The sequence below is a fragment of the Actinoallomurus sp. CA-142502 genome (assembly GCF_050936355.1).
In the GTDB taxonomy this organism is placed as follows: Bacteria; Actinomycetota; Actinomycetes; order Streptosporangiales; family Streptosporangiaceae; genus Actinoallomurus; species Actinoallomurus iriomotensis.
The window spans coordinates 3,552,730-3,564,094 of sequence record NZ_JBNJMY010000001.1 but is presented as its reverse complement, the minus strand read 5'-3'; the positions used below and the strand labels follow the sequence as shown (position 1 = coordinate 3,564,094).

12 protein-coding genes and 1 pseudogene are annotated in these 11,365 nt (G+C 70.9%); 5 read left to right on the top strand and 8 right to left on the bottom strand.

From position 1 onward, the window contains the following. Positions 1-154: 154 nt before the first annotated feature. Entirely contained in the window at positions 155-1,792 is a 1,638-nt protein-coding gene (locus ACQEV1_RS17265) for a carboxylesterase/lipase family protein (protein ID WP_433394699.1), read from the top strand. A gap of 12 nt (positions 1,793-1,804) precedes the next feature. Here the strand turns inward: ACQEV1_RS17265 and ACQEV1_RS17260 are convergent, their stop codons facing one another. Both ACQEV1_RS17260 and ACQEV1_RS17255 read right to left on the bottom strand, forming a co-directional pair. Then, positions 1,805-3,391 carry a serine/threonine-protein kinase gene (locus tag ACQEV1_RS17260; RefSeq protein WP_433394698.1) on the bottom strand — a complete coding sequence of 529 codons (1,587 nt, stop codon included), beginning with the start codon at positions 3,389-3,391 and terminating at the stop codon, positions 1,805-1,807. A gap of 81 nt (positions 3,392-3,472) precedes the next feature. Beyond that, the gene (locus ACQEV1_RS17255; RefSeq protein ID WP_433394697.1) at positions 3,473-4,315 is read right to left on the bottom strand and encodes a DegV family protein; all 843 of its coding nucleotides are present in this window, start codon (positions 4,313-4,315) and stop codon (positions 3,473-3,475) included. 150 nt (positions 4,316-4,465) lie between these two features. Here ACQEV1_RS17255 and ACQEV1_RS17250 point away from each other — a divergent pair. Continuing rightward, positions 4,466-5,557: pseudogene (locus tag ACQEV1_RS17250) on the top strand (IS701 family transposase). 337 nt (positions 5,558-5,894) lie between these two features. Beyond that, complete coding sequence (locus tag ACQEV1_RS17245; RefSeq protein ID WP_433394696.1) at positions 5,895-6,656, top strand: MHYT domain-containing protein; 762 nt, start codon at positions 5,895-5,897, stop codon at positions 6,654-6,656. Between the two features lie 158 nt (positions 6,657-6,814). Here the strand turns inward: ACQEV1_RS17245 and ACQEV1_RS17240 are convergent, their stop codons facing one another. Genes ACQEV1_RS17240 through ACQEV1_RS17230 form a run of 3 tightly spaced genes read right to left on the bottom strand, consistent with a single transcriptional unit; the run spans position 6,815 to position 8,222 of the window. Further along, positions 6,815-7,330, bottom strand: coding sequence for a TrmH family RNA methyltransferase (locus tag ACQEV1_RS17240; RefSeq protein WP_285580698.1), 516 nt, complete (start codon positions 7,328-7,330; stop codon positions 6,815-6,817). Continuing rightward, positions 7,327-7,920 (bottom strand): hypothetical protein, encoded by a 594-nt coding sequence (locus ACQEV1_RS17235; protein WP_433394695.1) that lies wholly within the window; start codon positions 7,918-7,920, stop codon positions 7,327-7,329. The genes ACQEV1_RS17240 and ACQEV1_RS17235 overlap by 4 nt, the downstream gene beginning before the upstream one ends. Then, positions 7,917-8,222: a PadR family transcriptional regulator gene (locus ACQEV1_RS17230; RefSeq protein ID WP_433394694.1), complete on the bottom strand. Its 306-nt coding sequence runs from the start codon at positions 8,220-8,222 to the stop codon at positions 7,917-7,919. The genes ACQEV1_RS17235 and ACQEV1_RS17230 overlap by 4 nt, the downstream gene beginning before the upstream one ends. Before the next feature lie 134 nt (positions 8,223-8,356). On the opposite strand from ACQEV1_RS17230, the gene ACQEV1_RS17225 reads away from it, so the two are divergent. Further along, positions 8,357-8,647 (top strand): hypothetical protein, encoded by a 291-nt coding sequence (locus ACQEV1_RS17225; protein WP_433394693.1) that lies wholly within the window; start codon positions 8,357-8,359, stop codon positions 8,645-8,647. Here the strand turns inward: ACQEV1_RS17225 and ACQEV1_RS17220 are convergent. After that, positions 8,620-9,306 carry an alpha/beta hydrolase gene (locus ACQEV1_RS17220; protein WP_433394692.1) on the bottom strand — a complete coding sequence of 229 codons (687 nt, stop codon included), beginning with the start codon at positions 9,304-9,306 and terminating at the stop codon, positions 8,620-8,622. The genes ACQEV1_RS17225 and ACQEV1_RS17220 overlap by 28 nt on opposite strands. Next, a complete protein-coding gene (locus tag ACQEV1_RS17215; RefSeq protein WP_433394691.1) occupies positions 9,306-9,800 on the bottom strand; it encodes a pyridoxamine 5'-phosphate oxidase family protein in 495 nt (164 codons plus the stop codon). The genes ACQEV1_RS17220 and ACQEV1_RS17215 overlap by 1 nt, the downstream gene beginning before the upstream one ends. Before the next feature lie 48 nt (positions 9,801-9,848). Between ACQEV1_RS17215 and ACQEV1_RS17210 the strand changes: the two genes are divergently transcribed. Next, on the top strand, positions 9,849-10,514 hold the full coding sequence (locus ACQEV1_RS17210) for a winged helix-turn-helix transcriptional regulator (RefSeq protein WP_433394690.1): 666 nt from the start codon (positions 9,849-9,851) through the stop codon (positions 10,512-10,514). Positions 10,515-10,545: 31 nt separating this feature from the next. Here the strand turns inward: ACQEV1_RS17210 and ACQEV1_RS17205 are convergent, their stop codons facing one another. Continuing rightward, positions 10,546-11,361, bottom strand: coding sequence for a phosphotransferase (locus ACQEV1_RS17205; RefSeq protein ID WP_285618863.1), 816 nt, complete (start codon positions 11,359-11,361; stop codon positions 10,546-10,548). Between the last annotated feature and the right edge of the window lie 4 nt (positions 11,362-11,365).

Below are 11,365 nucleotides of genomic sequence, written 5' to 3'. Positions count from 1 at the left end.
CCGAACGCGATCTGTGGACAACCCCGATCCCCACGCGTACGAGCACGGGTGGTGACAGGTCCACCCCTCACCAGGGTTCAGGCCCACTGACACCGGCCGCCGGGTGCCGGAGAGTCATGCCTACCTGATCCGGCATGAAACCGAGGGGTTCCTCATGAAGCAAAAGCCAGGCAGTTCGACGGCGCGGCGGGCCGCCCGCGCCAAGACGTCCGTTCGCTTGGTGACCACCGCCTGTATCGCCGGAGCGCTCGCCGCCGGGCTGACCGGCGCCGCCCGCGCCGACCAGGGAAACGGCGACCCCGCCGTCGTCCGCGTCAGCGACGGGGCGGTACGCGGCAGCGTCGGCGACGGGTACCGCCAGTTCGACGGCATCCCCTACGCCGCGCCGCCCGTCGGTGACCTGCGATGGACCTCCCCGCAGCCGCCCCGGCGCTGGTCCGGCGTACGGGCGGCCACCGAGCCGCGGAGCTCGTGCCCGCAGACCGCCGGGTTCCTCGGCGACGCGGCCAGCGACGACGAGGACTGCCTCTACCTCAACGTCACCACTCCTGCGAACAGCAACGGCGAGAAGCTTCCCGTCATGTTCTGGATCCACGGCGGCGGCTTCTACTCCGGCTCCGGCAGCCTGTACGGCGCCGAGCGCCTGGCCACTGAGGGCCACGTGGTCGTCGTCACGCTCAACTACCGGCTGGGCGTGTTCGGCTTCCTCGACCACCCTGCGTTGGACGGCGCGCGGGAGAAGTCGGGCGACTACGGCATCGAGGACCAGCAGGCCGCGCTGCGCTGGGTGCGGAAGAACGCCGCGGCGTTCGGCGGAGACGCGGGCAACGTCACGCTCTTCGGCGAGTCCGCCGGCGGCGCGAGCACCTGCGCGCACCTGGCCTCCCCCGCCTCGGCCGGGCTGTTCCGCCGCGCGATCGTGCAGAGCGGCCCGTGCACGATGGCGTCCGAGTGGCCCTACCCCGAGGGAAACTGGGTCGTACGGCCACGAGCCACCGCGCAGAAGCAGGGCGAGGCGGTGGCCGCCAAGCTCGGCTGCGAGCAGGACACCGTCGCCTGCCTGCGCGGCAAGTCGGTGGCCGAACTGCTCGACGCCTCCGACGGCGGCCAGGGGTACGGGCCGGCGGCCGGAGACGGCGGCGTGCTGCCGCTGTCTCCGAAGACGGCGCTGGCCACCGGCCGTTTCAACCGCGTCCCGGTGATCCACGGCACCACCCGCGACGAGCACCGTACGTTCGTCGCCGCCATCGAGACCTTCACCGGGCACACCGTCACCGACGCCGACTACCGGCAGGACTTGCAGGACTTCTTCGGCCCGGAGAAGGCCGCCGAAGTCCTGAAGGAGTACCCGGTCGACGCGTACGAGTCGCCGAGCGTGGCCCTCTCCACCGTCTGGACCGACTCCGCGTGGGCCTGCACCGCGCTGGACACCGACCGGCTGCTCAGCACGCGCGTGCCCACCTACGCGTACGAGTTCGCCGACGCGAAGGCGCCGTGGGCCAGTGACGGATCCTCGCCGAGCTTCCCGACCGGCGCGTTCCACGCCGCCGAGCTGCAGTACCTGTTCGACGACGAGCAGTTCCGCACCCCGCTGAACGCCGACCAGCGGAAGCTGTCCGACCAGATGATCCGCTACTGGACCGACTTCGCGCACACCGGCGACCCGAACGGCGGCGGCACGGTGACCTGGCCGCGCTTCACCGGCACGGAGGTACGGTCGCTGAACACCGGCGGGGACATGCGGGCCGATCTGTCGAGCGAGCACCACTGCGGCTTCTGGAAATCGCTCTGATCGAACGCCGGTTCATTCCCGGTCGACGGAGAACGTCGTGCACCCGGCGGTCTCGGAGACCACCCTTCCCCTGATGCGGGAGGGGTGGTCTTCCGGCACGTCGGCGCTGAGCCCGACCATGAGGTAGTCGCCCGGCCGCTCGATCCAGCGCACGCCTCGGAGTTCGAGGTCCCGGGAGACGAACGTCCCCTGCATGGCGTACGAGCCGGACGGGACGGACGGATTGCCCGGATGGGCGGAGAAGCTGAAGGTCGCCTCCAGCCCGCCGTCCGTCGTCACCGGCCGGATCACCAGTTCGAGGTCGGTCACGCCCTGCAGGCAGGTGTAGGTCCCCCGCCAGTTGCCGGCGACCGCGGCGGCGGTACCGGGCGAGAGCGCCGGAACGCCCGGCGCGGATGGGCTGGCGGTGCCGGTCACGTTCTTCCGCCGGTCTCCAGAGCCGTCCGTGTCCCGTGTCGTGGCGAACGCGACGATGCCCACCACCGCCAGCAGCGCCAGGGCCGCCCCGGCCACCACGATGGCGCGTACCGGCCCGGCGCCGCGGGACGGCGCCCCGCCCGGCCAGGTCGGGTAGGGCGGCGGCGGTTGCTGCCGCCACTGGGCCGACTCGGACGGCCACAGAGGCCGCTGCCCCTCGTCGCCGTGGCCGGGCGGCGTCCACTCGAGCGTGCCCCGGTCGGCGACAGGGCCGTCGGCGGGTGCTCTCGACCCGGACGGCGCGTCCCCGCCGAGAGGGGCGTTCCGCTCCGCGACCATGGTCGTCACCGCAGGGGGAAGCCAGCCGCCGGGCCTGTCGGCCGACGCGGACAGTTCGCGCAGGACGTCGGCGACGAGCGGCCGGGCCGCGGGATCCTTGGCCAGGCAGCCGGCGACGAGTTCCCGCACCGGCGAGGACAGGGTGCCCAGGTCGGGCTCGGTGTGGAGGATCCGGTAGCCGATCGACGCGGTCGATCCTCCGTCGAAGGGCCCTCGGCCGGTGGCGGCGAAGGTCAGCACGGATCCCAGGGCGAATACGTCACTGGCGGGTCCCAGATCGCCGCTGCCATGGATCTGTTCGGGGGACATGAAGCCCGGCGTGCCGAGCAGCGAACCGGTGGCGGTGATCGCCGTGGCGTCCATCGCGCGAGCGATGCCGAAGTCGATGATCCGCGGACCGTCGACGGCCAGGATGACGTTGCCGGGCTTGAGATCCCGGTGCACCAGCCCGCAGGCGTGGATCGCGGCCAGGCCCTCGGCCAGCCCGGCGCCCAGTGCCAGGACGCTTCGTGGCGGCAGCGGTCCATGCGCCTCGACCGCCTCGCGCAGTGAGGGGCCGGGAATGTAGGCGGTGACCAGCCACGGAGGGTCGGCGGTCGGGTCGGCGTCGACCAGCGGCGCGGTGTGGAAGCCGCCGACGCGGCGAGCCGCCTCCACCTCCTGGCCGAAACGGCGGCGAAAGCCGTCGTCGGCCGCCAGCCCCGGCAACAGCACCTTGACCGCGACCGGCCGCCCGCCCGGCGAGTGGCCGAGGAACACCTGTCCCATGCCTCCGCCGCCGAGCCGGCCGACCAGCCGGTAGGAGCCGATCTCTCGTGGGTCCTCCGGCCGCAGAGGTCTCATCGTCATAACCCCCGTACGTCCCGATCATCGAGACCGCCAGCTGTACTTCCCCGTGATCGCGACATTCTAGGGCGGGCCGGTTCAGAACTGCCGTCGCGAGACGACCACGCCGAGCATCCCCGGACCGACGTGTGCGCCCACGACCGGGCCCGCCTCGCCGACGTACAGCTCGAACAGGCGTGGGATGCGCTCGCGCAGCCGCGCCGCGAGGGCGGCGGCCCGCGAGGACGCCGCCACGTGCTGGACGGCCACGTCGACCTCCCGGTCACCGGCGAGTTCGACCGCGAGTTCCTCCAGCCGGGCGAGCGCACGCGACGTCGTCCGCACCTTCTCCAGCGGCGCGATCCGCCCGCCCGTGATGCGCAGCAGCGGCTTGATCATCAACGCGGAGCCCAGCAGGCTCGCCGCCGCGCCGATGCGGCCGCCGCGTCGCAGGTGTTCCAGGGTGTCGACGTAGAACAGCGAACGCGTCGCGCGCACGCGGCGCATCGCGGCGTCGGCGACCTCGTCGAGGCCGGCGCCCGACGCGGCGGCCTCGGCGGCCGCCATCACCCCGAACCCGAGCCCCATCCCGATCGAACGGCTGTCCACCACCCGGACGGGGATCGGCGCGTCATCCGCGGCGAGCCGGGCGCTGTCCACCGTCCCCGACATCTCGCCGGAAAGGTGCACGGAGGCGACCGCCCGCGCGCCGGCGCCGGCCGCCGCCTCGTACGCGCGGCCGAAGCGTTCAGGAGAGGGCCGCGAGGTCGTGAGCGCCCGCCAGTCGCGCGGCCCGCCCGCCGTCGTACGGCCCCGGCCCTCCTCGCGGACGTCACCGCCGACCGCGACCTGGAGCGGAACGACCGTCACGTCGTGCGCGGAGACGACGTCCTCCGGCAGGTAGGCGGTGGAATCGGTGACGATCGCGACCGCTGCTCTCATGCCCGGAGTCTAGTGCCGTGTCTCCCGGCGGCCTCCTCGCCCGCCGTTCACCCTCGTCAACGGTGCGAAGCGAAAACGAACGGAGAATCCGCGAACCGTGTCGCGCAATTCGATTCGCGTGATCGCTCATCGACCGGAAAAATCTTGTTCGTGAGCGTGGAGGTCGCCGGGCTCGACGAGCTTTATGAACGTCTCGGGCACCGGTTCGGAAGGGCGGAGCCGCGGCGCCGGGCGTTCGCGTATCTGCGGGGCCTGCTGGCGGGTCTGGAACGTAAGAACGGATGGACTCTCGCCGAACACGCTGGAGAGGTGAGCCCGGACGGGATGCAGAGGTTGTTGCGCAAGGCCGTCTGGGACGCCGCGGCCGTGCGTGACGACCTGCGCGAGTACGTCGTCGAGCATTTGGGCGACGTGAATGCGGCGCTGGTCGTCGGCGCCACGGGATTCACGAAGAAAGGCACCGGCTCCGCGGGGGTCGAGCGGCAGTACTCGGACGCCACGGGCCGGATGGAGAACTGCCAGGTCGGCACATTCCTGGCGTACGCGTCCGGCAAGGGCCGGGCGTTGATCGACCGGGAGCTGTATCTGCCCGAATCCTGGGCCGATGACCCGGTACGCCGCCGGACTGCCGGAATTCCGGATCGGGTGCGGTTCGCGGCCAAATCGCGTCAGGCGCAGGACATGATCGCGGCGGCGATCGCCGCCGAGGTGCCGTTCCGATGGCTGACCGCCGACGAGACCTATGGAAAGGCCGGCCACCTGCGGTATTGGCTGGAATGCCGGGACGTTTTCCACGTCGTGGCGACCGGCCGCGACGACACGGTCGTCACCGAGGGCCTGCGGGAGTCGCGCGTCGATGAGCTGATCGCCGCATTATCCGCCCGCGCGTGGCGACGCCGCTCCCGCGGCGAAGACGCGCACGGCCCGGGCGCCGACGACTAGGTCCGTACGCCGATCCGGCCGCTGCACGCCCCGGGGCGCGGCCACTGGCTGCTGGCCCGGCGCCGCGTGAGCGACGGCGAGCTCACCTACTACGTCTGCTACGGGCCGGCCCGCACCACTCTGAACGAGCTCATCACCGTCGCCGGCACGCGGCAGGCCATCGAGGAGTGCTTCCGGGCCGCACGGGACGACGCCGGCCTGGACCACTACCAGGCGCGCCACTACGACGCCTGGTACCGCCACATCACCCTGTCGATGTTCGCGCACGCCCTTCAGGTCGTCACGACCGCCCGTCCCTGAGACGACCGAAACCGAGTATTCGGCTGAGCACATCCCCCCGGGTGCCGCTGCACGGTAGCAGCCAAGTGCCGTTGTAGTCACGGCGATCGCACCTCGGACGTGAGCACGGTTACGGACCGTATTCCCTCCACGGCCAGCTGTTGATCACTGTTGAAATGAATGCCGATGGTGTGTTGAGGTGTGATCGCATTTTTCGCCATCAGGCGGCGCTGTGGTCGGCGATATGACGTCGACACTAATACTGACTTAACGTAGCCAATCGCTGACGCCGCTACGGAGCGTGCGCGCCGGTCGACCGTTAGCGATCATTTCGGAGGTAAATCTCGCCTTGGGACACATGGAATATGGCACGCAAATCCCTATCATTGCCTATTTGGTCTCCTGCCTCGGCTGCGGCCTTGGCCTGATCTGCACGACTCAGGCGAGAGGAGCCACCCGCGCCTCCCGTAACGTCTGGCTGGCGTTGTCCGCGGTGTCGATCGGCGGGACCGGAATCTGGGGCATGCACTTCACCGGGATGCTCGGAGTCACCGTTCACGGCTCCCCGGTCAGGTGGGATGTCGCCCTGACGGTGGTGAGTCTCGTCATCGCCATCGTGATCGTCGGATTCGGCATGTTCCTGGTCGGCTACAGCAAGCCGGGAATGCGCACGCTCCTGCCCGCCGGCCTGATCACGGGCTGCGGTGTCGCGGCAATGCATTACATGGGCATGGCGTCAATGCGAGTACAGGGATCGCTCCGTTACAACGTCCCTCTCGTGGTGCTTTCCGTGGCCATCGGAGTCATCGCGGCGACCGCCGCTCTCTGGATAACAAGAAATGTCCGCCGGAAGGCCGCGATGGTGCTCGCGGTACCGATCATGGGACTGGCCGTGTGCGGCATGCATTACACCGGAATGGCCGCGACGAGCATGGTGCTCGACGCCAAGGCGCCGATGCCGACAGGGGCGCAGAATTCGATGCTCGCCTGGCCTCTGATCATTTGGATCATCGCCTGCCCGGTCATGATCTTGTCGGCTCTCGCGCTCGCTCCGTCCGCCGAAGAGATCAAGACCGAGCAGTACTACCAGGAAGTCGCCGCGCGCCTGCGGAATGAGTAGCACTGCAACGGCACTTATCGGGCCACTACACAGCCATCGCCAGGGCGTCGTTCCCGGTCGTCCCCACGTCGACAAGATCAGCCGAATACCCGGTTATGGACGCCACAGCGACGGCAGGGCTCGGGTTCAGTACGACGCAGAACCCGAGCCGGCGGCGCTCACGACATCCCGGCCAGCTTGTACAGCACGAGTGAGCCCGCGACCGCGACGTTCAGGCTCGCCCCCGTACCGATCATCGGGATCTCCACCACCTCGTCCAGCAGGTCGAGCGCCTCGGGCGGGATGCCCGTCCGCTCGTTCCCGAGCACCGCGACCGTACGGCGGCGGGCCATCGGCAGATCGGCGAGGCGTACCGCGTCCTCGGCGAGCTCGACACCGAGGACGTGGGTGTCCCTCTGGTTCCGCAGCCACCGCAGCGGCCCGTGAACCCAGTGCACACAGGCCCGCTCGCGCAGCGTGTCGCCGCGGGCGAGAGCCTCGGGCACCCACGGAAGCCGGGGCACGGCCAGGCAGGCGCCGACGGCGTCACACGTGCGGAGGAGGGTGCCGAGGTTGGCCCCGTGCTGCGGCCACAGCGGGGCGACGATCAGATGGTCCCAGCAGCGATGCGAACGCCGCCGGCGGGAGCGGTGCAGGTCGCGGGGCGTGCGCACCCGGATCGACCGCGCGCTCACCACACCCGGGCGGTGACGCCCCTTGTCGTGAGAGTCATGAGATGCGCCCTTTCAGCGGCGGACGCGAGCCATCGACGAGCCTCATACGGACCCGAATGATAGCCGCTCGACCCTGACACAGGGCGCGGCCGATGTGCTACGACGCCCGCCAGCAGCCAAAGCGAGGCGTTGAATCGCACGTCGGCGCTCTGCACGCGCATCCACGGGACGATGCCTACGCTGTTCTGCGCGGCGGCGAACACGGCGATCGGCGACGCCACCCGGAACCGGCCGTACAGCACGGCCACGACCAGCAGCGCGTACACGGCGGATCGTACGGGCCCGCCCGGCGATCCCAGTGCCGCATCGCCGAACGCCGCGACGGCCAGACTCAGGGCCGCGAGATGAAGGCCGTCGGCCCACCAGCGGATCGGGAGGGCCGACCGCCGCCGCACGCGGGCGGTGAACGCGCCGCGCACCAGCGCCACGCTCTCCCGCGCCGAGGGCGTGCGACGGCCCGCACCGGTCTCGATCAGCGTGCCGAGCAGCTCGTCGCGGTGACCGTCGGGGTAGGCGCTCAGCAGCAACCGGTACCAGCGCTCCGCGCTCACGGGTGCACCGGCCGGAGTCGTACGAGACTCGCCGCAGCCGCCATCCGCGCGGCCTCCTTCGTGACGGCCGCGACGCCGTCGTCGGTGACACGGAAGTAACGGCGAGGCCGCCCGTCGACGACCTCCTCCCGGTCGACCGCGATCAGGCCGCCCGCCGCCATACGGTCGAGCGCGCCATAGAGCGTCCCGACCGCCAGGCGCACCCGGCCATCGGACTGCTCACCGGCGCGCTTGATGATGCCGTAGCCGTGGAGAGGGCCGTCGAGCAGCGCCGCCAGAATGAAGTAGGTCGCCTCGCTCATCGTTCGCGTGATCACGAACATATATATCGAGTGTCGAAGTATGCGACCTCTCGGCACGCTCAACCGCGCCCGCCCATACGGGTGGCCGAGCTCACCGGCACCGCCGCGAGACACGACCCGACGGCGCGATCGTCGTGCACCGTGTCCGCCCCGTCGCCGTGGAGCCCGACGACGCGTACGACTTCACGGTCGCCGACTTGGCGGGCGTCGCCTCGGCGGCGACGGTCGTGCACCACGGGCCGATGGAGGAGGTCGTCGCGACCGAGCAGGCGCTCACCCGCTGGATCGACGCCCACGGCCACCGCGCCGTCGCGTACGCGCGGGAGCTCCACCTCGAGGGCCCGCCCGGCTCTCCCGGCAGGTGGGTCACCGAGCTAGAGGCGCCGATCGAGAGCCGTCAGCCGGCCGGTTCTTCGAGGAGGTAGGCCTCCAGGCGGTCCGCGAGGTCTTTGGGACGGCTGAGTGCCGGGCAGTGGCCGCCGTCCATCTCGTCCGGGACGATGCCGAGCCGGTCGCGTACGACGCGGCGCAGGAACGACGCCGGGAAGAACCGGTCGTCGCGGCCCAGCAGAAAGCGCGTCGGGACGTCCGGCCACGCCTGCAGCGGCCACGGGTCGGTCCACATCGAGGCCGACTCGTTCCGCGGCTCACGCGCCGTCGCCTCCGCCACGATCTCCGGCGGCACATCGTGGAAGAAGGTCTCCACCACGTCGAACTCCGGTGAGCGCCCGTCACGGACGGCCTGTTCGCGGCGGGCCTGGTCGGAACCGGTGTTGCCCCACCAGTCACCCGCCGTCTCGCCGGGCGTGGGGACCATCGCGCAGAGCATCACCAGCAGCCGCACCGGCACGCGGTCGCACACCAGCGGGCCGGTGAAGCCGCCCAGCGACTGCGCCACCACGACCAGGTCCGTACGGTCGCCGATGGCCGACAGGACCGTGTCGGTGTAGCCGGCCAGGCCCGCGTCGTCGTCGCTCGGCAGCTCGGGCGCCACCACGTCATGGCCGCGCCCGCGCAGCTCAGGGACGAGCCGCTGCCAGTACGAGGCGTCGCCCGCACCGTGGATCAGGACATAGGTCGCCATCAGCGCCCTCTCTTCTGGAACTCGCCGGCGGTCGTGCCGCCGGGAAAACGCGTGCGGAAGTCGAGGACCCCGACCCACGACGGCCGGAGCGCGAGGCGGGCCATCCGCAGACCCGGAACATCGATCTCGGCGATACCGGCCGCCGCCTGTTCCTCGCCGGCGTAACGACGCTGCGCCGTCGCGTACTCCGGCACGACGCCCTCGACGTCGGTGACCTCCATCCGGCCGCGGAGCAGCAGCACCTCGGGCGGCGGGCCCGCCGAGTCGATGGTGACCGCGACGTCCGGCCGCGCCCGCAGTGCGGCGATCTTGCGCGCGCCCGCGAAGGTCGACATGACGACCTCCTCCCCCGTCCAGTGGAACAGCATCGGGAACACGCGGGGCGTGCCGTCCGCCGCCACGTACGCGAGCCGGGCGAGCTCGGTGGAGGCGAGCAGCCGACGCGCCACCTCGTCGTCCAGCAGACGCAGGTCTCCCTGAGCGAGTGCATCCATACCTTGCTCCTGAATTAGGAGTAAATGATCCTGGATAAGGTAGCAACCGTGTCGGACAAAAGGCGATACGACGATCCGTGCGGGATCGCTCGCGGCCTCAATGTGATCGGCGAGCGATGGGCGCTGCTCGTGGTACGCGAGCTGCTGTTCGGCCCCAAACGCTTCACCGACCTGCGCCACGGCCTGCCCACGGCGAGCCAGAACGTCCTGTCCCAACGCCTGCGGGAGCTGGAGGCCGGCGGGGTCGTCCGCCGCCGCAGGCTCGGCCCGCCCGCGGCCACCTGGGTGTACGAGCTGACGGAGTGGGGTCGCGGCCTGGAACCGGTGCTGTTCCACCTCGGCCGCTGGGGCAGCCGGTCGCCGCGGACCTCCGGCAACGAGCTCAGCACCGACGCGCTGATGCTCGCGCTGCGGACGAGCTTCGACGCGGACGCGGCCCGGGACGGGACCTGGGAGCTCCGCCTCGGCGACGACCGCTTCCGCGCCGTGGTCGCGGACGGGCGGTTGCGGCTCGAACGCGGCGGGGCGGACGAGCCGGACGCGGTACTGGTCACCGACGTCGCCACGCTGAGATCGGTGGCGTTCGGCGACCGCGCACTCGACGAGGCCGCGGCCGACGGGGCGCTGCGCGTCGAGGGCGACGAAGAGGCCGCCGCCCGCTTCGCCGCGAGCTTCCGCCGCCCGGCTCCCCTGGAGCCAGCCGAGACGCGGTAAGGCCTCAGCTTGTTCTCAACCTCTGAGTGCGTTAACGCTGCAGGGCAGCCGTGAACAGATCTCTGTGAGCCACCAGCCACGCCTGGATGCGGTCCCAGCGAGCCCAACCACCGCGCTCGGCCAGTGCTTGGAGGTAGACGGGGTCACCGTTGGCGACGCGCCGGGCGACGAAGGCCCGGCATGTCTCGGTTGCCTGTTCGATGACACTGGGCAACTCCGCACGTTCCCGCGGCGAGAGGCCGTAGCCGTCGGCGAGGATCCGCAGTCGTGCGGGGGCATCGAGGCCGTCGGGGTGGAAGGTGGTCGCGGATGCGGGATCGAGCATGGGGACCCAGTAGCGGGCGGTCATGGCGACATCCCAGATGGGGCGGCCCGGGGCCGCCAGGTCGAAATCGATCAGCGCGGCGGCGCGGCCACCACGGAAGACGACGTTCTCCGGGCACACGTCGTTATGGCATAGCAGCGGTCCCCCCGCTGGATCGGCGAGCTCTCCGGACCACCCAGTGTGGGGGTCGACCTCGATGGCCGTGCCGGCCTGGTGCAAACGGCGCAGAAGGTCCCCCACCGATTCGAGGGCGGTTTCCGTCAGCACCCAGCGCGGAAACGGCGGCAGTGCCACGTCCCCGGGGATGAAGGTCAGCTGCTCGCGACCCTCCGCCGTAAGGCGGACAGGGGTTGGAGCCGCATCGAAGCCGTGCTCTTTGAGCGCGAGAAGGTGGGCATGGAGGGCGCGGGCGTTGTGTGGCGCGGGGCGTTCGACAAGGTCGCCCCGGCGGAAGACCGCCCCCGCGTTCGCCATGCCGCCGACCAGTGCTTCGCTATCTGCTGCCTCGCCTGCAGCCGTCATGCCG